Raw genomic sequence first — 20,892 nt, 5'->3', positions numbered from 1 at the left:
GCCTAGTGCCGGCTTCCGACCGTATAGATACCGATGAAGCCGTCGGGATTGATTCCGAAGGCCAGATTCATGTTGAGCGTTTCCCTGAAACGAAACATGGGTATGCCATCATCGCCGAGCGCCTCGATGCGCCGCAGCCAGCGCGCCTCACGCTCGAAGTGCAGTGACCTGCCCGTGTCCGTCCCGCTGGTGGTCGCCGAGGCAAGACGCGGCCCCGGTTCGTGGAACATTTGCGCGATCGTGCGGTCCGTATGAACGGCGGGCGAGGCGAGTTGCGCGCTCGTCAAGGTCTCGGTGAGGTCCTCGGCCTGTGCGGTCGCACACCCCAGACCAAGCAGGATAATTGCGCAGCGGTGCAACTTGGCATGCATGCGGGCATCGTGCGCCGGGCGCGGTATCGGCGCCAGGGCCTGCGCCACACAACCCGGAATTTTCACGGTCAGGACGACATAAGCGTTCTGCCAGGTGACTTAAACCGACGGCGCCCGCGCTGCGTCTAACCATATTCGGGCGTGTGGCGTCGCATGACGCGACGCGTCATTGGGAGTAGAATTATGTCCATTCTTACGACCCGCCCGGCGACAGCCGCGGAGCATTGGTGAACACTCAATTCGAAGACCGTTCGGATGCGGCCGACCGCGTGACCGAACTCAAACGCTATCTGCCGGACAACCCCGTGGCGGGGCCGTCCGGGGGCTGGCTGCCCGGACTCAGTACGACGCAGCGGCGCATCGTCATCGCCGCCGTGGTTGCCTTGTTGCTGGTGCTCATCGCCTGGGCCGTCATGCGCAGTGGCGCGGGTGCGGCGGGCAAGGGCATGGCTGCGACAGATGATCGGCCGCTCATTACCGTCATTTCGGCCAGCCCGAAGAGTTTTGCGGCGACCGTCAGCGTGACCGGCACGATCAGCGCCCGGTTCGACATGCCGATCAGTGCCGAAGGCGAGGGTGGCCGTGTCGCTGCGCTCCTGGTCGAGGCGGGAGATCGCGTGCGCAAGGGCCAGGTACTGGCGCGCCTCGACATGTCCGTGTTGCGGCCGCAGGTGGCAAGTCTTGCCGCGGCACTCGAGGAGTCGCGCGCATCCTCATCGCTCGCAACGGCAGATTATGAGCGCGCGCAGGCCGTGGCGGGTACGGGCGCATTGTCTGCCGAGGAAGTCGAGCGGCGGCGTTCCAGCGCTCTGGCGGCAGCCGCCAAGGTCAAGGTTGCCGAAGCACAGCTCGCCGAGGCGCGAGCGCGCATGGGGCGAGCCGAAATCCGTGCCCCCGACGATGGCATTGTCCTTACCCGCTCGGCGGAAATCGGCCAGACGGTATCGGCGGGCAGCGGGCCGCTGTTTCGCCTCGCGCGTGACGGCGAAGTCGAATTGCGCGGACAGATTGCCGAGAAGGACATGCCACAGTTGCGACCCGACCAGCCTGTGCGGGTCTTCATAACCGGCGTCGACCAGCCTTTCGATGGCCGGGTGCGGCTGGTTGGTGCCGTCATCGATCCTGCGACCCGGCTCGGCGAGGTGCGTGTTGCTTTGCCATCGCATGCCGACCTTCGACCGGGCGCATTCGCCCGCGGCGAGATCACGGTGGACCAGTCGACGACACCGGTACTGCCGCAGACTGCCGTACTTGCCGACGAGGACGGTACCTACGTCATGATCGTCGATGCACAAAACAAGGTTGCCAAGCGCCAGGTGCGCACAGGCGGTACGCGTTCGGGTGGCGTCGTGATCAACACTGGCCTGAAGGGTGACGAACGCGTCGTCGCGACGGCGGCTGCTTTCCTGCGCGAAGGCGAGGAAGTGCGTATCGCCGACGAACCGGTACAGGCCGACGAACCGGCACAGCCGGGCGGAGGTGAGTCATGAGGCAGATCTCGGCCTGGGCGATTCGCAATCCGGTCAGTCCGGTCGTGTTGTTCGTCGTCCTGACTTTCGTCGGAATCGTTTCATTCATTCGATTGCCGATCAACCAGGATCCGGACGTGACTTTTCCGTTCGTCACGGTCAGCGTCACCCAGCCGGGTGCCGCGCCGGCGGAACTCGAGGCACAGGTAACCCAGAAAATCGAAGGTTCGGTCGCCAGCGTGATGGGCGTGCGCAACATCGTATCCATCGCGCGCGAAGGCAACACCTGGATGAACATCGAATTCGAGCTCGGTACGCCGCTCGACCGCGCCGTCAATGACGTGCGTGATGCGGTAGCGAAGATACGCGCCGATCTTCCTGAAGGCATCAATGAACCGGTCGTCCAGCGAATGGACATGGACGGCGGCGCCATCGCTTATTATGCCGTAGGCAGTACGGCCATGAGCCAGCAGGACCTCAGCTGGTTCGTCGACAACACCATCAGCAAGCGCTTGTTATCGATCGACGGTGTCGCCCAGGCCTCGCGCGGCGGCGGTGTCGATCGCGAGATGCGCGTCCTTCTCGACCCGTCGCGAATGCAGGCCCTTGGCATAACCGCGGTCGAGGTCAACAACCAGTTACGGCAACGCAATGTCGATGCGGCCGGCGGACGCGTGCAGGTCGGTGGCGGCGAACAGGCGATTCGCGTACTCGGCGGCGCGGGCTCGGCGGAGCAGCTTTCGGAAGTGCAGATCGCCGTTGCCGGCGGGCGCAATGTGCGCCTGGGCGACATCGCGGATGTTCGCGACAGCGTCGCCGAGCGGCGCACGATTTCGCGCTGGAATGGCCGCGAGGCGACCAACTTCGGTGTATTCAAGGCACGTGGGTCCTCGGATGTCGCCACCCTCGGGCGCGTCGAAGCTGAGCTTGCCAAGATTCGCACGCAATTCCCTGACGTACGCATCACGCGTGTTTTCACGACCGTCGATCATACGATGGCAAGCTACCACTCGGCGCTCTGGACGCTGTTCGAAGGTGCGCTGCTTGCGGTCGTGGTGGTGTTCCTGTTCCTGCGCGACTGGCGGTCCACGGCCCTGTCGGCCCTGGCCATACCTTTGTCGGCGATCCCGACTTTCGCCTTCATGCAGTGGATGGGCTTTACGTTGAATGGCGTGACGCTGCTCGCACTCTCGCTGGTCGCGGGCGTGCTGGTCGACGATGCCATTGTCGAGATCGAGAACATCGTACGCCACATGCGCATGGGTAAGGACGGCTATCGCGCGGCGCTCGAAGCTGCGGACGAAATCGGCCTTGCGGTGGTGGCAACCTCATCGACCATCATTGCGGTATTCCTTCCGGTCAGTTTCATGAGCGGCATCGTCGGGCAATATTTCAAGCAATTCGGATTGACGGTTGCTGCGGCAGTGTTTTTCTCGTTGCTGGTAGCGCGCCTCATTACACCGCTGCTCGCGGCATATTTCCTGAAGCCACACGAGAATCTCCGTTCGGCCGATGGACCGATCATGGAGCGCTATTTGCAGCTGCTCAAATGGTGCGCCCTGCATCGCTGGCGCACAGTCGCGGCCGGTACCGGTTTCTTCGCAGTCTCCATCGTGGCGCTCGCGATGTTGCCCCAGACCTTCATACCGCCGGGCGATTTTGGGACTTCGCAGTTGAACATCGAGTTGCCGCCCGGGGTCTTGCTCGATGACACGGCGCGCGTGTCCGATCAACTCGCCAAAATCATCCGCAAGCAGCCCGAAGTCACCGATGTCATCGAGTCGATCGGTGACAACGACGAAGTGAGGCGCGCGACGCAGTACATAACCCTGCTCCCGCGACACGAGCGCGAAGCCAGCCAGCTGCAGTTCGAGCGTCGGGTCATCGATGAACTCAAGACGATTCCCGACGTGCGAGTCAGCTTCAATAGCCAGTCAATGGGACTCGGGCGCGATATTTCGATCTACCTCACCGGCGACGATCCGAAACTCCTCGAGGACACGGCGCACCAGGTCATTCGCGAGATGCGCGAGCTGCCGCAAGTCCGCGACCCGCGCATCAATGGCGATTACAAACGACCGGAAATCCTGGTGCGGCCACGGCAGGAGATTGCCGCCGAGCTTGGCGTTTCGGCTGCAGCAATATCCCAGACCATTCGAATCGCGACCATCGGTGAGCTGCCGCAGAACGCTGCCAAGTTCTCGCTCTCGGACCGCCAGATTCCAATCCGGGTAACCCTCCAGGAGAGCTCTCGGCAGGACCTGTCGACACTGGAGAACCTTCCCGTTCCAACCAGTTCGGGTACGACAGTACCATTGAAAGCAGTCGCCGACCTCAGTTTCGGACTTGGGCCGACGACAGTGCGACGCTACAACCAGAGTCGCCGCCTCGCGCTCGAGGCCGATCTCAATGGCGTGCAGTTGAGCGAGGCGATGAAGGCCATCAACAACATGCCGACCATGAAGAACCTTCCTACTGGCATACGCAAGGTGGACGTGGGTCAGGCGGAATTCATGGCCGATATGTTCATGAGCTTCATCCTTGCGATGGCGGCGGGTGTGCTGATGGTCTTCGCCGTGCTGGTATTGCTTTTCGTCAGGGTATTCCAGCCAATTACCATTCTCTCTGCATTGCCACTGTCCATCGGTGGTGCTGCCATGGCGCTGTTCCTGACCGGAAATCCGTTTTCAATGCCGGTTGTAATCGGCATCCTGATGTTGATGGGAATCGTTGCCAAGAATTCCATCCTGTTGGTGGATTTTGCGATCGAGGAAATTCGCGCAGGCCGCAACAGACTCGATGCCCTGATCGAAGCGGGGCACAAGCGGGCACGTCCCATCGTGATGACAACGGTCGCGATGGTTGCAGGCATGCTGCCAGCAGCGCTCAATCTGCACGGCAATGGCGAGTTTCGCTCGCCCATGGCCATAGCCGTCATCGGCGGCCTGCTCACCTCCACGGCGCTGACGCTGGTGGTGGTGCCCGCGGCATTCACCATCATCGACGATTTCGAGCGCTGGCTCGCCCCACGCTTCCGCAAGGCGCTGGTTCACAAGGGCGAGCCATCGGTTGGCACGCGCCCGCAGTCGGAACCGCTTGGCTGATCAATTGCGATGCCAGACCAACAGCTGGTTGTTGGCTGGCATCGCATGGTCCGCAGCGAGTCGCAGCTGCGATTGCTGCGCTAGCTGGTTCACCGCTTCGAAGTCGCGGATCCCGCTATTGCGGTCGCGCCGCTTCAGGCTCTGATCGAACTGCTCATTGCTTGCAGTCGTAAACGCGCCGCGGTACTTGAACGGGCCATAAATGATCACCCGGCGCAGGCCCGCCATCAGTCCAAGCTGCCGAAACATTCCAACCACGCTCGGCCAGGCCATGATATGCAGCGTGTTGGCACTGAACATGGCATCGGCATCAGTCTCCGGCCATTGCGGCTGATCGACATCGAGTTCCAGCGGCGTGGCAATATTTGCAATCGATGCGCTCGCGCAGGCGCGGTTCAGCGCGGCGAATTGCGCTGCTGTGTCGGTTGGCTGCCAGCGCAGCCAGGGCATGGCCACGGAAAAATGGATCGCGTGCTGCAAAGTGCCGCTGCCGATTTCCAGCACCTCGCGACAATCCGCCAGCTCGACGCGCAGTCTTTCCAGGATCGGTGCCTTGTTGCGCTCGCTGGCTGGGGAAAAAAGCAGGCTTATTTCGGGATCAGGCATTATGCTTGGTCGGGCTCATGGATCTGCTCACTCATTTTCGCACCGTCCGGCAATTGATGCGCGGCTACCCGCTGCGGGTCTGGCTCATCTGTTTCGGTGCTTATCTGTTCAGCCAGATGGACCTCGCGATGTGGGGTTATGCATTGCCGCTCATTCGCAAGGAGTTCGACCTGAGCCGCACGCAGCTCGGGCTCATGACCGGCGTGGCGTTCGTCTGCGGCGGGCTCGGTCTGGTTGCTCTCGGCAATCTCGCCGACCGCGCGGGTCGGCGCCGGATGCTCATGTTGGGCACGGTACTGTCATCGCTGTTCGTTTCGGCTCATTCGCTGGTCCGGGGCGTCTTCAGCCTGACGCTGGTACGCGCGGCGAGCCTTGCGACCGGCGGGCTGCTCTACCCGGCGACCGGAGCGCTCATAGCCGAGGAAGCACCTGCCAGGGTTCGCGGATTCATGGCGGGTTTGCTGCAGATTGCCTACCCGATAGGATGGTTCCTCGCATCGCTCATCGGTCTGCTCGTGCTCGAGCGTTTCGGCTGGCGTGCAATGTTCGTATTCGGACTGGCCAGCCTGCCGTTCGTGTTCGTGATCCAGCGTGGCCTCAGAGAGTCACAACGATTTGCCGCTGCATCCGACCCTGCGCAGCGCGCGAAGATTGGCGAACTCTTTGCGCCTCACATGCGACGTCGCAGCATCGCGCTGTTTCTTGCCCAGTACTGCTTCGTCATCGCCTATGGTGGCGCGTTCATCTTCGCGCCACTTTATTTCCACGAAGCGCGCGGATTCGATATCGGCGGCACGTCGGTGCTGGTGGGACTTGCGAACCTCATTGGAGTACTTGGCTATGTGCTCGCCGCCTGGGTTGGCGAGTTTCACCTGACACGCCGTACCACCACTGTCTTGTGGACGTTTCTCGGCGGCACCTTCTACGCGCTGTTCCTGTGGTTGAGTCGCGATTACCTCTCGAGCCTGATCGGGTTCTCCTGCGCTGCCGTGTTCCTTCTGGGTACGGCGGCGGTCAAGTTTGCGTTCATTGCCGAGATGTTCCCGACGCGCCTGCGTGCAACCGGAATCAGTGTCTGCGGCTCACTGCCCGTCAATCTTGGGCAAGCGACCGGCCCGTTGTTGATTGGCTGGCTGTCCGATCACTACGGATGGACCATGGCCATGGCTGCCGGAACCGTCCTGCCGTTGTTCACGGCGGGTTTCCTGTACCTGACGCTGCAACCGGTGCCCTCGGGAATCGACGTGGACGAGATCCAGCAACGGCTCGGTTCGCGGACCGGCTGATTTCAGTCGCCGATAGGGCGTGGTGGCTGGAAGATTTCTATCAAATAGCCGTCGGGATCGTACAAATGGAACACCCAGCCCTGTTGTTCGCGGCCGTCGGAAGTGCGCGTTCGAGATATGAAGGAAAACGGTTCCTCGACCGTCTTGATGCCGGCGGCATGCAGGTCGGCGTGGATCGCTCGGGCATCTTCCACGCCGATCACGAAAACCATGTCGCCGATACCGACTCGGCGCTCGCGTCGGCGTGTCCAGCGGGGCGCGGGCTTCGCGAAGGTCAGCAGTGCAATGGTGCTTCCTTGTTGTGTCGCGCTCGCGAGGATGATCAGCCGTGATTCGCGCGACCGGGCGTTGACCGGGAAGGGGCTGTCCGGACTGCGTGGACCGCTGATTTCCTGCGCCGGTTTGAAACCGAGCGTCGCGTAGAAGTCGAGCGAGCGTTGCATGTCCTCGACTATCAACGTCGTGCGCAGGAGCGTGCCGGCAACTTCCGAGGCTGGGCTCGCTATGGCCGCAAGCGCCAACAGCAAAGCGAATGGCAATGAGCGGGCGTTGCCCGCGATTCGCCTCATGGCTTGCCGCTCTGCAATTGCCGGCAGTCGACGCTCAGGTTTTCATGCCTCGCGCGAATGCGACCGGCAGCAGGTGCTGCGCTCGCCAGCGTAATCTGCGGTGCGCCTGCGTCCTTGCCTGCAAGCTGCAGGCGCAATTCATCACGCAGGCCATGATCATCGTCGCCCGGGAAGAACGCGCGCAGCAGCGTCAGCCGGTAGGTATCCGCGGCGGTGCTGCTGGTCGGCATGGTGTATCCGCGGTCGTGCGCGGCAAATTCGTGTCGTCCAGTCGCATCGCGCACGTGGCAACGGAAGGGATGGGCACGATAGAGGCGAATGTGCGTATGGTCCTTGCGACCGAGCATGCGCCGTCCGCCCATCATGTTCAGATCATAGAGCCAGAGTGTCTCTGGTGTCAGAACCCATTCCGCGTCGGCCATGAATTCGGCGTTGGTGCGTTTTGAAACATAGCTGCAGGTTCCCGGGCCGTATTTTCTGTATTCGTCGCTCTTGCCGTCGAGTACGCCCACAATCTGATCGCCGTCCCGACGCCAGATGAAATCGCAATGGATACCGTCCGGATCCCGCATGCGCACTTCGTGCCACAACTCCGGGTGGGCGTGCAGGTCGGCGTAGCGCTGGGGATCCACCGGTCCCTGGCCGTTGATCGCCACGACGCTGCGTTGCGGATCGATCCATGCCTTGTACAGGATCTGGCTTCCCGGCAACAGCGGGCCATCGCTGCCGCCGACATTGATCTGTCCGTAGAACACGACGTCGCCGACCTGCGGCGCATCGATCAGCGCGAAAGTACGATGCCAGTGCTCGTGTTCGCCTTCGGCCGGCATGCGTACATTGCGCTCGTACCAGACCTGGGGCGCAGAACTCCACTGCCCGGGCAGCCAGGCCTTGAGATCGGCGAGGATCGATTCGAGTTCGTGACGATCGAAATCATAGCCCGGACCGGCGAGTGCCGCGCCAACGAGCAACTGGGTCGCCAACGCGATGGCCACATATTTGACGAAGCGTGCGCTCGGCATGATTGGCTCCTTACGAAATAGCGCAGAGCTGCCCTAGAGAATGCGCACTCCGGGATCGCCGGTGCGAACATCCCCGATATGGACGAATCCGCTGGCCTCGAGTTCATCGACGCATTCGCGATCCACCGCCGCGAGCAGGCCGCCGGATGTCTGCGGATCTTGCAGCAGGACGCGCAGCGATGGGGAAATTTTCTCATCGATGTCCACTTTGCAGCCTGACGGCGGCTCGCTGGAATGGGCCCGGGTTCGAACACCGGCGTTGGCAGCTGCAATAGCGCCTGGCAGCAATGGCACCGCAGCGGCGCGCAGTTCGATGACGATCCGGGACCGGATGGCCATTTCCGCGGTGTGACCTATCAGTCCGAACCCGGAAACATCGGTGACTGCATGAGGTGGTCGACGAAGCTGCAGAAGTGTCCGAGCCGCGCTTGCATTGGTGACGCGCATGGCCTCGACTGCGATACGCTCGTTGCGTGCACCCTTGGCCGAAAGCAGCAGTCCGCTGCCAACCGCCTTGGATATCATGAGCGCATCTCCTGGGCATGCCCCCGATTTGCGCCATATGCGATCGCGATTGACGAAGCCGAAAACACACAGGCCGAATATCGGCTCCGCACAGCGGATCGAGTGTCCGCCGATGATGCGTCCGCCGCACTCGGCGATGGTCATTGCGGCACTCGCATGGACCTCCGTGACGACGGCGGCGGCGACCGATTCGGGAAACCCGCTCAATGCCAGTGCGAACGCGACCGCACCGCCCATCGCATAGATGTCGCTCACGGCGTTTGCCGCCGCGATGGCGCCGTAATCCGCGGCGGAGTCGACCAGCGGCGGGAAGAAGTCCACGCTCGCCACCAATGCCTGTTCACCCTCGAGCGCGATAACCGCAGCATCGTCGCTTGGATCGAGCCCGCTCAGCAGTCGGGGGTCAGTCGGACCGATTGCGGCAATCGCGGAGGTCAGCGACTCGAGGAGTGCGGGGGGGATCTTGGCGGCACAACCGCCACATCGCGCCAGGGTTCGCAGCCCGGTTGACAGACTCCGTCGTGCTGGCGCAAAGGTGTCCATGCATCAGCCGCGACGCGTCGTCGCACGCGACTTCGATTCCTCGAAGCGCAACCCAAGGGTTTCGGCGATGGTCGTGCGCTGCACTTCATCCGTCCCGCCCGGAATGCGCAGATTGCGGGCAATCTGAAACAGCTTGTTGATGACGTTGTTGCGCATTACGCCGTAACCGCCATGCACTTGCAGCGCGCGATCGGCGATGCGGTAGAAGGACTCGTCATTGCTGACCTTTAGCGCGCAGATCCGCCGTATCTCATGTTTGGGACGGGGCAGGGCATACCAAGGGCCGGGGTCATCAATGCTGCGAGCAACCTCCAGCGACAGTGAGCGTGTCTGCAGCCAGTCAACGTACATGTCCGCTAACATCCACTGAATACCCTGGTTGGCACCGAGCGGGCGATCGCCAACTTGACGCGAACGGACCCGCTCCAGGCTTCGTTCGATCAGGAATTTCGACCAGCCCGAGCACATGCCGGCGCGGCGCATTCGGGTGTAGTTGAAGGACATGACGGCTATGTCGAAGCCCTGGCCGCGTTCGCCGATGAGTGCGCTATGCGGCAGGCGCAGGTCGTCGAAGAAAAGCTCACCCGTGTAGCCATCGCCGAACATGGTCTGGTAGACGCGTCCAGTGCGATAGCCACGACCCAGATGCTCGCGCGTATCGAACATGAAATAGCTGAATGAGCGCCGTCCTGCGCCAGGATCGGTGATCGCCAGTACCTGCGCCACGTCGGCATCGAAGGCGTTGGTGATGTAGGCCTTGGCGCCATTGAGTATCCAGTCGCGACCATCGAGGCGGGCGTGGGTCTTCATGTCGAAAAGATTGGAGCCCGCGCCCGACTCGGTTACCGCATGCAGGCTGGTTTTTTCGCCGCGCACCAGTGGATCGACGAATTGCTCGCGCTGGTAGTCATGACAATAGAGCAGCCGCGGGGTTGCGCCTTCCGACCACGATAGCAGCGCCGGGTTGAGTCCGCAGCCATAGCCATAGACCTTCTCCTCGAGATAGATCATGTCCGCCCTGCCGAGACCAGCGCCGCCAACCCGTTGCGGCAAATGGGCGCTGTATACCCCTGCCTTGCCTGCCGCGCGCATGATCTCGCGACGCGCCTCGATGATCTGCGGGTGCAATCGCCCGTCCGAGTCGAGATACTGTTGCTCGTCCTCGAGCCGATGGCGCAACGCATGTTCGCGCGGCGCCACTTCGCTCGCGTACAGTGCCGCGATGCGGGACAGGATATCGCCGAGGTGAGCGGGCGGGCTAAGCTCGACATCGAGAGATTCGGGTAGTGATGGCGTCATGAAATCGATCCTCGGGGATGTCAACATTCGTCAATTGGCATTGCGGCGGGTGAGCTCGGCAGCGCGTGCGACAACCACGGCCCGGGTCTGTGGCCCTTGAAAAACGGCTTGTTCGCCAGTCCGACCAACAACGGCAGCAGGTCTTCGGCTCGAAGGTGACCATAGTTGCCGTGTTGGGCGAAACGCTCGCCAAAGCGCTGAACATCGTCTGGCCGAACCGTCGGCGCAATCACCAGAAATGGTGTCGGGTCTCCACTGTGCAGCAGGTCTCCAATTGAAGGAGATGCATGGTCGCCCGTAATTGCGACAACGGCGCGTGTTGCCAGCTTGCCGAGTGGCTCGAGGCCGCGATCAATTGCGGCTATGACGTCGCGCTTCAGTTCGGGGCATTTGGTATGCGCCGCTTCGTCTGTTGCTTTTACGTGCAAGTGAACGAAATCGGCATCGCGCAACAGATGCGCCGCCGCCTCAAGCCGACGAGTCATGTCGCCAGTTGGGTCCGTTTCATCATAGGGAATGTCGATCAGGGACAAGCCGAGTATGCGCGCCAGGCCACGATACAAAGCTGTGTCGGTCACAGCGGCACCACGCAGGCCGGTGTGGCGGCTGAAGCCGGGGAGTCGGGGATCGATCCAGCTTGCCCACTTGGTCACGGCGACTTCGAGCGCTGGCAATCCCATTGCTCGGCGCACGGCATTGTCCGGATGCCCGAGCAGGATGCGGCGACTGTCCTGCAGCCAGCGGCGCATTGTGACTGCGAGGCGGGCAGCGTGTTCGGGGCGTGCCGATTCCGATAGGGGCAACGGCTCCATCCACGGGTGCAGGTGATCGAATAGTGCATCGCTGTCGCTGATGTCGCAGGAGAGTGCGCCGCGCACGACCAGAATTGCCTCGCCGGTGCGCAACGGCAGCAATTCGAAAACGTGTTCGCCAACTTGCCGGCCCGCTAGCGCCTGCATCAACCCGGCCGCGTATTCGCGATCCTCCTGCGCACGTGCGCGAGCACCAAGGAAGAGCTGGTTGCCGCGCGCTTCCCCTGCACGTAGTGCAAGATGAAAAATGGCCACATCATGCGGCGGCTGATGTCCGACACCATAGGCCTCAAGAGCGGCGCGGCCCGGGAACGGTACAGTCGAGTAGCCGAACATGGCCCAGTGCGCGTGTTCGCTCGATGTCGCTCGGCCTAGACCGAAAGGCAGGTGAATTCCGCTGGTTCCCGCCGCCGCCAGCGCATCGAGCACCGGCGTATTTGCGGCTTCACAGGGCGTTTGACCATCGAGTTGCGGGCAGGGGCGATCGCCCAGGCCGTCCAGGACGATGAGCAGGATCGGCAGGCCAGCATCGCTCATTTGGAATTAAATGTCCGGACAACTCTCCTGGTGCGCAAGCATAGCACTTTGCCATTCGAGGAGCAGCGCGTAGGCAGCCGGGTGCACGTACTGTCGCCAGTGGCCATTCTGTCGCATCAGGCGGCGTACGTTGCTCGCGCTGATGCGGTTATCGGGATCGCCCTGGATTACCCAGGTGCTGTAGCCGAGCGCCGCAAATGAACGCGCTTTGTCGCGCTCCCAGTCACTGAACACCCGCACCAGCTGTGTGGCCGTGATGGGAATCAGCATCGACCACTTGGACGGATCCTCCAATGGAAAGGCGACGATGCTGTAACGGTCAACTGCCCAGCCGTAACTGTCGAGCACGGTGGACACCAACAGTCGGCGTTGCTCGAAGGTCAGGGGATTGGCGTGTCGTTGGTGCCTGTGCGAGCTGGCCGGATGCATTTGGGCACGCCCCGGCTCCGGATTGGTGATTCCGATGATAACGCGTTCGGCATTGTCGAACGCAATACGCAACAGCTGCAGATGATCATTATGCAGCGGCTGGAATCGCCCGGTTACAGCCAGCAGTGCGTGCACTCAGTGAATGAGCGAGGCGAGTTTGCGCCTGGCGTTGATCACCGATGGCGCGTCGGCAGGAGCGAGGTGAAAGGCCTCCAGTAGATCCTTTCGGCCTTGCTCGCGCGCAAATCGTGCGTTGCGTTGCATGGTGGCGAGGAGCAATTCGATGCCTTGATCTGTTTCGTCGTGCAATAGATGTCGCGCGGCGCGCACGCGTGCGCTCTGGATAGCATCGGTTTCGTCTGGATTGGACCGGATGTCGGCGAAATGGCATAGCGCGCGCACGGCCAGGACCCTCGGTTCGAACTGCAGCGCGGGCTCCATCGCATCGAGGATGGTCCGTGCCTCCTGCGGTAGTCCGTTGCGAATCGCCTGGCGAGCGTGCTCAAGCTCGGCATCGACCGGATCGTTGGCAAGTTTTACATGTGGTTCGAGGAAACGCCTGATGGCCCCAAGCGGCTGTGCACCGACGAATTCGTCGGCCACGCGGCCGTCGCGGAACAGCTTGACTGCCGGAATACTACGGATCTGATATTGGCCAGCGAGTGCGGGCTCTTCGTCGGTATTGAGCTTGGCTACCTTGAGCGTGCCCTGGTATTCGGTCGCGACTTCCTCCAGCACCGGTCCGAGCATGCGGCAGGGGCCACACCAGGGTGCCCAGAAGTCGACCAGCACCGGCAACTGAACCGACGCATCGAGCACTTCGGCCTGGAAATTTGTGCTCCCAACGGAAGAAACGGCAGCCATGAGGAGCAGCATGGGGGTGCGCCAAGGTCATTTCAAGTGGCCAGCGTCGCCGAGCCTGTGATGGCAGCTGGTATACATGTCAGTCCAGGCGCTTTCTGAAGCGTAACGTCGCGAAAGTAATGACAATTACAAAGAAGAGCGCCAGCGGCCATATCTGCCGGTAGAGATCGGCAAGCTCGGCGCCGCGCAACAGGATGCCGCGTACGATGCGCAAGAAATGTGTAATGGGAAAGATCTCGGCAAGATAGCGCGCGGCCCGTGGCATGCCTTCGAAGGGAAACATGTATCCGGACAGCAGCAGTTGTGGCAGAAAGGTGACGAAGGTCATTTGAAAGGCCTGGAATTGCGTCTTCGCGAGTGTCGAGATTGCAAGGCCCAGGGTCAGTACGGATATCACGAAGATGCCCGCGGCGACATACAGTTCGCCGACGCTGCCCCGTACTGGCACATGGAAAAGTCCCACACCCAGGAGCAGGATCAGGCTGATCTGCACATAGCCGATGGCGACATAGGGCAGGATCTTGCCGACCATCAGTTCCAGGCTGCGAACGGGCGTGGTGATCAACAGCTCGAGATTGCCGCGTTCACGTTCGCGGACGATGGCAATTGATGTAAACAGTACCATCGTCAGTGTAAGGATCACGCCCAGAAGTCCCGGCACGATGAAGATGGCAGAGCGTCGCTCCGGGTTGTAGAACAGACGTGACTCGAACAGTTGTACGGCACGTCCGCGATCGACCGGCATGCGCTCGAGGCCACGGGCCGCGCCCGAAATGATTGGATCGCTGCCATCGATCAACAGCTGCGCCAGCGGACGATCGCCGCGCAAGCGACGCATTTCGAAGTCCGGGGGAATATACAGGCCGACCGCGATCGTGCCCTCTGCCAGCATGTCTTCGAGATCCGCGACTGACTGCGCTGACGCGATGAAATCAACGACCTGGCTTGCCGCCGTGTCTGCGATCAACGCTCTCGACGCTGATGTACCGGCGTCGTCAACCGCGGCGGCGCGCAGGTGGCGCACGTCATTGTTGATCGCAAAACCAAAAAGCAGCGTCATGACGATCGGGATGCCAGCGATCATTCCGCCCGTAAGTCGGTCGCGACGCAGGTGGCGAAACTCCTTGCGGGCAATTGCCAGCGTGCGCGCCAGCGAGAATGCGCTCATGACCCGGACAACCCATGGCGGGTCGCCATGATGAAGACATCCTCGAGATTCGGTCGCACGATCTCGAGGTGGGCGTCCTGGGTGGACTGGGCAATCGCGCCTCGCAGAACTACGAGCGGTTCCGCCATGCCCTTGTCGATCAATACGCGCAGTCGATTGCCGAGTTGCGCGATGCTGATCACGCCCGGCTGGCCAACCAGGAACTCGCGCAGGGTCCGCGGCCGCGGTGCGTCGATTTCTATGATGGTCGCATCGATCTCGTTCATCAGCGCTTGCGGTGCGCCGGAGCGCACCAGGCGGCCGCGATCGAGAATGGCGAGGGTGTGGCAACGCTCGGCTTCATCCATGAAATGTGTCGAGACGAGCAAAGTGATTCCGCGATCGGCCATTTCAAACAATGCTTCCCAGAACTGTCGACGACTCTCGGGGTCGACTGCGCTGGTGGGCTCATCGAGAAACAGCAATTCGGGTTCATGCAAAGTGGCGGCGGCGAGCGCAAGTCGCTGCTTCTGGCCTCCGCTCAGGGTGCCAGCAAGTTGTCGTGCCTGGCTGGTCAGATCGTATCGCGTCATTTGCGCGTCGATACGAGTGCGTCGCCGCGACGACGGCAATTGGTAGATGTCTGCGAGAAATGCGAGGTTCTCACGAACTGTCAGATCGTCGTACAGCGAGAATTTCTGTGTCATGTAGCCGATTTGGCGGCGCAGCCGCTCGGCGTCCGCCGGAACGTCCAATCCGAGTACCCGTGCACGGCCCGCGCTCGGTGTCAGCAGGCCGCAAAGCATGCGGATGGTGGTTGATTTGCCGGAGCCGTTGGGTCCCAGGAAACCATGGATCTGTCCGCGCGACATTTGAAGGTCGACCGCATCGACAGCCGTGAGATCGCCAAAGCGGCGCGTCAATCCATGCGCTTCGACTGCATAATCGGCCTGCATTTCACGGCTGCGGGAAGTGGACCTGCACCGGTATTCCACTCGGGAGGTTTGCGCCCACGTCGGGATCGAGATCGATCTCGGCAAGGTAGCTCAGCCGGCCGCGGTCATGCTCCGTGAGTGCATAGTAGGGTGTAAACGAGGCCTCCGATGCAATCCAATGTATCGTGCCTCGGTAATTGTCGTCGTGACCGTCGACGGTCACTTCGGCGACTGCACCGATGGAGAGCCGCGTGCGCACGATCTCCGGTATGTGGACACGGGCATAGATCCGATCGGCGGCAAGGACGCGCGCTACGGGCGAACCGACGGTCGGTCGCTCGCCAACTTGATAGGGCAGGGCCTCGACAACTCCGTCGCGCGTGGCTCGCGATGTTGCACGTTCCACGCTGATAGCCAGCAATTTTGCCGCGGCCTCCGCTGCAGCCAGATCATCGCGCGCCTGATCGACGACTTCGCTGCGCGTGCCTTCAAGCAGAATGTCGAGTGCGGCCTGGACTTCGCGCTGCTGGGCGCGAGCCTGCTCGTAGTTGCCTTGCAACTGGTCGAGTCGATTGGCAGAGGTCAGCCGCTGCGCTAACAGGGAACGCTCGCGGTCCAGTTCTGACTTTGCAGTTGCAGCGGCACTCGTGGCCTGCGCGAGCCGGGCCCTTCCTTGAGCGATTTCCTTCGCGCGCGGACCTCGCTCGGCTTCGGTCAGGCGTGCTCTGGCGGCATCCCGCGTCGCCACTGCCTGCGCGAGCGCCACATCCAGCCGAGCCGTATCCTGTTGCAGCAGCGGCATACCTGCCGTGACGTGATCACCTTCCCGGACATTCATGGCGATGATGGGTTCATTCGAATCTGCCACGATGTCAATTCGATCGCGTTCCAGCGTACCAACCGCAACGGCTTGATCATCGGACGCGCTGCAGGCCATCAGGGCCCCTGCCAGGGCGAGTGCGCCCAACACGCGGGTGTGTTTCAACATCGCCGCCCGCCCGCCGAATTGCTGCAGAGCAATTGCGTTGCAAAACCTGCAAGACGTTCGCCGAATTGGCGATCAACCGTGACTCCAAATGCGCGACTGACCACAGGGCGTGCGACCTGGGGAAAGAACATCATGGACACCAGCGTGAGCAACGCGAGATCAGGATCCAGGTCGCGACGCAAATCGCCCGCTCCGGCCGCACGCTGCAGGGCATCACGCAAGGTCGCGCGCATTCGGGGGACGTGCTGATTGATGAACGCGTCGCGCAATTCACTGCCGCCAAGTACGGTCTGCATGAGCAGAATCGGCAACCACGGCCTGTCTGATACGGCCCGGAAAATTCCGCTCAAGAGGTTCTCGAGATCCGACGGTGCCACTTCGGCGTGGGTGCGTGCTTCGCGCAGGACCGCCTCGTAGCCGTAGTCAAGCAACGCGCCGAGAAAGCCGTGCCGGTCCTTGAAGTAGTAGCGCACCATGGCCGGGTTGACGCGGGCGCCATCGGCGATTTCCCGCAGGGATATGGGCGCCAGGCCTTTGGTTGCGTAGAGCGACGCGCCGGCCTCCAACAGGGCCGTCTTGATCGCCGCGTCCTGGCCACGCGGTCCGCGTCGACGCTGCGAACGCGCCGATGTACTGGAGTCCATTAATTATTTATACAGATAAATAATTAATGGCGCAAGCGTCGTCCAACTGCGGTACCGGGTAATGCGTAACCCCCGGGTCTCGGCGCCGCTAGTGCGGACGGCGATAGACGCTTCGCCCGCGTGCAAAGGTCTCAATGACCTCGATGTCGGCGAGCTGGTCGGGCGCCACGTCCGTCGGATCGGCGCCCAGGATTACCAGGTCAGCCCGTTTACCGACGGCAATAGAGCCTTTCTCATCCTCCTCGAAATACTGCCATGCTGCGTCGAGTGTCATCGCGCGCAGCGCCTCGAGCGCAGATATGCGTTGCTCTGCTCCTATGAGATGACCCGAGCGTGTCTGCCGATTCACGGTCGCCCACAGAAGACGCATCATGTCCGGCGGCACGACAGGCGCATCATTGTGCACGGTAAAGCGCATACCGCGTTGCCGGGCCCAACCGGTGGGACTGATATTCTCACCGCGCTTCGTGCCAAAACTGCGCAAATGCCAGTCGCCCCAGAAAAAAGTGTGCGCGGAGAAAAACGACGGCACGATCCCGAGCTCCTTCGCCGCATCGAGCTGATCGGCACGCATCAACTGCGCATGGATGGCGACGGTGCGATGATCGGGCGCGGGTTCGGCGGTGATTGCCCTGCGAACGCCGTCGATCAACAAGTCGATGGCTGCATCACCATTGGCGTGGACCAATACGGGTAACTTGCGGTGCAGACATTGTGCAACCCGCGCACGATACTCGTCTGGGAGCATGGTGGGGTAGGCTACATAGTTCGACGGCACGCCGGGCGGGCCTTCGTCGTAGGGTTGGCTCAGCCATGCCGTGCGTCCTTGCGGCGAGCCATCCAGCGTGAACTTGATGCCGCCCACGCGAAAACCATTGTGGTAAGTCGATTCGACGCGCAAGTCCTCAAACGTGCGGCGATCGAGCGTCGCACTGTGCACGTAGCCGACCACGTCGATTGGCAATGTGTGACCCTCGAGCGTCGCACGATACGCGGCAACGGCGGCGGGAGAGATTGCACCGTCCTGCGCCGTGGTAATTCCATGGCTCGCATAGAGTTCGGCCGCATCGTCCAGCTGCCGAGCGAACTCGCTCCCCGCTGCGTCGAGCGTTCTCGCGCGCATGAGATTCATGGCTGCAGCCTCTTCGAGGACGCCGTTCGGTTCAAGGTTGCCAGCACGGCGTCGGATGACACCGCCGGCAGGATCGGGTGTTTTCGCATCGATGCCCGCTGCCGCCAGGGCCGCGGAATTGACCGCTGCCAGATGACCTGAGACATGCATGATCAGAATGGGCACCTCCGCGGAAACCTGGTCGAGATCGTCGCGATCGGGGTGACGCAACTCCTGAAGCAGTGAATCGTCGTAGCCAAAACCGAGAAGCCATTTTCCCGGTGCCGGCGGCTTGGTCGCCAGCCGATCCTTGAGCGCTGCGATCACCTCGCCAATCGAGCGAACCCGACCCACTGGCGGTGATGCGAGATTGACGAAATCGATGGTGCTGGCCGTCGCACTGAAGTGCCCGTGCGCATCGATCAGTCCGGGCACCAGTGCCTGTTCATCGAGATCCACAATCCGGGTTCCGGGGCCGACGCGCCATTGCGCCATCGGGTCGGCGCCCGTGTAGACGATGCGATCGTCCTTCACTGCGACGACACGGACCTTGTTCGGGTCCGGCTCCATGGTAATGATGTGCTCGCCGCGCAACACAACATCGGCCTGCGGCATTCGCGGTTGGCTCTGGCACCCGCTTGCAAGCACGAGAAAGACACCCGACAGGCATGGTGCAAATGACAATCCTGCTGCAGTGCCTGATCGAGTGTGCGCTAGTTGCATTGCTAGGCGGTCCGTCTGTGACCTGGCCCACATAGCGGGCAGGCGTGGGACAGATATGATAACTAAGTACACAGCCCAGCGTCGAACCGGTCACCGAGTCATCAATGCCCCGATCTCGAACACATAGCCTTTTGGTTTGCCTTTGTCTCCTCGGCGTAGCGCCGTTGTTTGCTGCTACTCAGAGTACATTGCCGAAAGGCGTGAAATTGCCGAAGGATGTCGTCGTTCCCAATGACACGCGGCTTGCCATTTATCTGCCTGCGGGCGAGCTCGAAACGCGTTTCTACGTCAGTAGCCTTGGCCTGTGGGTCGAACCGGGCCGCGCACTTCGAAATGCGCGGGACTCCGAAAGCCAGCGGTTCTTCTCGCAAACCGCAGCGGTTGACTTTACCCAGGACGACGGTTACGGCCTGCTGGTCGACCTCGATCCAAAATGGAGTGTGCAAGGCGGAACCCTGCGCCTCGAAATGGCGTACAAGGTGTTCGCGGCGGATGCCAAGGAAGTACTCACTGGCACCGAAACCCAATCCGTCGGTATCAACGCCGGGGGGCCGGGCGGTGGCTTCCACGCCGCATCGGGCAAGGCGATGCAACAGATACTCGTGCATCTGTTGACCGAGCTGAAGCCATCGGCAGAGAAATTTCCCGCGAATGCAAAGATGAGCGCAATCAATCGCGATCTCATTGTCAATCGCGATGATCCTGTCAGCACCGGCACGGCATTTTTCATCAATTCGGGTGGCCAGCTGTTGACGGCGGCCCATGTGCTCGACAACTGCCTCGTCATCGAAGGCAAGAAAGACGACAAGAAATTTCCGGTCTTGTTGCGTGCCGAGAGTCGCTTGCTCGATCTCGCAGTGGTCGACTCTGGACAGGCGACGGACAAGGCCCTGCCTTTTCGGCAGGGGGAAGAGGTCATGCTCGGCGAGGCTGTCACCAACGTCGGCTATCCGTTACAGGGTCTCCTTGCTGCTTCGCCCAATCTGACGCGCGGCAATGTGAGTGCAAGCGGCGGGCTGAAAGGCTCCATGGGGATATTCCAGTTCTCTGCGCCGATCCAGCCCGGTGCGAGCGGCGGACCGGTCGTCTCCGATGCCGGAGAATTGCTTGGAGTGACGGTTGGCACCTTGAATGCCGCTCGTCTGATCAAGGATGGCGTCCTGCCGCAGAACGTCAATTTCGCACTGGACGCACGGTACGCCGCGATGTTCCTCAGGAAATCGAATATCGAATTCACGGAAGTGGCGCCCGCTGAGGCCGGCGGCATGCGCACCGCCAATGACGCGGCGCTCGGCGCAGTCGTGCAACTGAGTTGCTATCAATGAACAACTGCATACAGAACATGCGCAGAATGAAAATCTCCATCCTCTTCGTGGCCTTGGCGGTCTCGGCCTGCCCGGTCGGCGCAGAGGAGTCCGACGCGGGCCTGCCGGCGATGAACTATGCCAGTTCCGTCGCAAGCCAGGAGCTGCTGGATATCATCAAGACCCACGCGGCGTTCAGGAATCTGGACAAGGAACTGGTGGGCAGTCCGATAACGTTGCGCATCACGCACACTCTACAGCCGACGGCCGGCGGCAAGGCGGCCGGCGCATTGTCCGCAGTGCTTGCGGGCGGCACCCTTGGTCTGTTGCCGGTGGTAACCAAGAACAGCTTGATCGTCAGCTACGAGGTGCTGGTCCATGGCGAACCCGTCGCTTCCTATGAGTACCAGAAAGGGTTCACGCGCGCGATCAACATTTGGGCGAATCAGAACGATCCCACCTATGGTCTTGGCCAGGAGGGGCTCGATTGGGTGAAGTCTACGGCTGGTGAATTCACGATCGCCGCGGCCAAGGACAGCAAGCTGCTCGAACTCAAAAAAGAGTACGATTTCTACTTTTCAGGCCCGCCCGCACATTAACTCAA

19 protein-coding genes and 1 pseudogene are annotated in these 20,892 nt (G+C 61.7%); 5 read left to right on the top strand and 15 right to left on the bottom strand.

Features of this window, described 5'->3' with window-relative positions:
- Positions 1-2: 2 nt before the first annotated feature.
- The gene (locus tag R3E77_11900) at positions 3-371 is read right to left on the bottom strand and encodes a hypothetical protein (GenBank protein MEZ5500115.1); all 369 of its coding nucleotides are present in this window, start codon (positions 369-371) and stop codon (positions 3-5) included.
- A 227-nt stretch (positions 372-598) separates the two neighbouring features.
- Here R3E77_11900 and R3E77_11895 point away from each other — a divergent pair, with 227 nt between their 5' ends.
- Together R3E77_11895 and R3E77_11890 are read left to right on the top strand one after the other, a co-directional pair.
- Entirely contained in the window at positions 599-1,861 is a 1,263-nt protein-coding gene (locus R3E77_11895) for an efflux RND transporter periplasmic adaptor subunit (GenBank protein MEZ5500114.1), read from the top strand.
- On the top strand, positions 1,858-4,944 hold the full coding sequence (locus tag R3E77_11890; protein MEZ5500113.1) for an efflux RND transporter permease subunit: 3,087 nt from the start codon (positions 1,858-1,860) through the stop codon (positions 4,942-4,944). The genes R3E77_11895 and R3E77_11890 overlap by 4 nt, the downstream gene beginning before the upstream one ends.
- On the opposite strand, the gene R3E77_11885 is transcribed toward R3E77_11890, so the two are convergent.
- A complete protein-coding gene (locus R3E77_11885; GenBank protein ID MEZ5500112.1) occupies positions 4,945-5,550 on the bottom strand; it encodes a DUF938 domain-containing protein in 606 nt (201 codons plus the stop codon). It lies immediately after the preceding gene.
- A 17-nt stretch (positions 5,551-5,567) separates the two neighbouring features.
- On the opposite strand from R3E77_11885, the gene R3E77_11880 reads away from it, so the two are divergent.
- Entirely contained in the window at positions 5,568-6,836 is a 1,269-nt protein-coding gene (locus R3E77_11880; protein ID MEZ5500111.1) for an MFS transporter, read from the top strand.
- 2 nt (positions 6,837-6,838) lie between these two features.
- Here R3E77_11880 and R3E77_11875 read toward each other — a convergent pair whose 3' ends face one another.
- From R3E77_11875 to R3E77_11815, 13 genes and pseudogenes are all read right to left on the bottom strand, one after another.
- Positions 6,839-7,405, bottom strand: coding sequence for a VOC family protein (locus tag R3E77_11875; GenBank protein MEZ5500110.1), 567 nt, complete (start codon positions 7,403-7,405; stop codon positions 6,839-6,841).
- On the bottom strand, positions 7,402-8,427 hold the full coding sequence (locus R3E77_11870; protein ID MEZ5500109.1) for a hypothetical protein: 1,026 nt from the start codon (positions 8,425-8,427) through the stop codon (positions 7,402-7,404). Before R3E77_11870 ends, R3E77_11875 begins: the two co-directional genes overlap by 4 nt.
- Positions 8,428-8,460: 33 nt before the next feature.
- Entirely contained in the window at positions 8,461-9,495 is a 1,035-nt protein-coding gene (selD, locus tag R3E77_11865; GenBank protein ID MEZ5500108.1) for a selenide, water dikinase SelD, read from the bottom strand.
- 3 nt (positions 9,496-9,498) lie between these two features.
- Complete coding sequence (locus R3E77_11860) at positions 9,499-10,794, bottom strand: acyl-CoA dehydrogenase family protein (GenBank protein MEZ5500107.1); 1,296 nt, start codon at positions 10,792-10,794, stop codon at positions 9,499-9,501.
- A 20-nt stretch (positions 10,795-10,814) separates the two neighbouring features.
- Positions 10,815-12,143 carry a hypothetical protein gene (locus tag R3E77_11855; GenBank protein MEZ5500106.1) on the bottom strand — a complete coding sequence of 443 codons (1,329 nt, stop codon included), beginning with the start codon at positions 12,141-12,143 and terminating at the stop codon, positions 10,815-10,817.
- A 6-nt stretch (positions 12,144-12,149) separates the two neighbouring features.
- The gene (locus R3E77_11850) at positions 12,150-12,707 is read right to left on the bottom strand and encodes a hypothetical protein (protein MEZ5500105.1); all 558 of its coding nucleotides are present in this window, start codon (positions 12,705-12,707) and stop codon (positions 12,150-12,152) included.
- On the bottom strand, positions 12,708-13,013 hold the full coding sequence (locus R3E77_11845; protein MEZ5500104.1) for a tetratricopeptide repeat protein: 306 nt from the start codon (positions 13,011-13,013) through the stop codon (positions 12,708-12,710).
- A 96-nt stretch (positions 13,014-13,109) separates the two neighbouring features.
- Positions 13,110-13,436: pseudogene (gene trxA / locus R3E77_11840) on the bottom strand (thioredoxin).
- Positions 13,437-13,515: 79 nt separating this feature from the next.
- The gene (locus R3E77_11835) at positions 13,516-14,604 is read right to left on the bottom strand and encodes an ABC transporter permease (GenBank protein MEZ5500103.1); all 1,089 of its coding nucleotides are present in this window, start codon (positions 14,602-14,604) and stop codon (positions 13,516-13,518) included.
- Positions 14,601-15,539 (bottom strand): ABC transporter ATP-binding protein, encoded by a 939-nt coding sequence (locus R3E77_11830; protein ID MEZ5500102.1) that lies wholly within the window; start codon positions 15,537-15,539, stop codon positions 14,601-14,603. The genes R3E77_11835 and R3E77_11830 overlap by 4 nt, the downstream gene beginning before the upstream one ends.
- A 1-nt stretch (position 15,540) precedes the next feature.
- Positions 15,541-16,506, bottom strand: a complete 966-nt coding sequence (locus R3E77_11825; protein ID MEZ5500101.1) for an HlyD family efflux transporter periplasmic adaptor subunit — start codon at positions 16,504-16,506, stop codon at positions 15,541-15,543.
- Positions 16,500-17,150 carry a TetR/AcrR family transcriptional regulator gene (locus R3E77_11820; GenBank protein MEZ5500100.1) on the bottom strand — a complete coding sequence of 217 codons (651 nt, stop codon included), beginning with the start codon at positions 17,148-17,150 and terminating at the stop codon, positions 16,500-16,502. Before R3E77_11820 ends, R3E77_11825 begins: the two co-directional genes overlap by 7 nt.
- An 88-nt stretch (positions 17,151-17,238) precedes the next feature.
- Complete coding sequence (locus tag R3E77_11815) at positions 17,239-18,876, bottom strand: amidohydrolase (GenBank protein ID MEZ5500099.1); 1,638 nt, start codon at positions 18,874-18,876, stop codon at positions 17,239-17,241.
- Between the two features lie 308 nt (positions 18,877-19,184).
- Here R3E77_11815 and R3E77_11810 point away from each other — a divergent pair, with 308 nt between their 5' ends.
- Positions 19,185-20,309, top strand: a complete 1,125-nt coding sequence (locus R3E77_11810) for a serine protease (GenBank protein MEZ5500098.1) — start codon at positions 19,185-19,187, stop codon at positions 20,307-20,309.
- A 26-nt stretch (positions 20,310-20,335) separates the two neighbouring features.
- Positions 20,336-20,887 (top strand): hypothetical protein, encoded by a 552-nt coding sequence (locus R3E77_11805; protein ID MEZ5500097.1) that lies wholly within the window; start codon positions 20,336-20,338, stop codon positions 20,885-20,887.
- Positions 20,888-20,892: the final 5 nt, after the last annotated feature.

The sequence above is a fragment of the Steroidobacteraceae bacterium genome (assembly GCA_041395505.1).
In the GTDB taxonomy this organism is placed as follows: Bacteria; Pseudomonadota; Gammaproteobacteria; order Steroidobacterales; family Steroidobacteraceae; genus JAWLAG01.
This window is presented reverse-complemented; position numbering and strand designations above follow the sequence as displayed.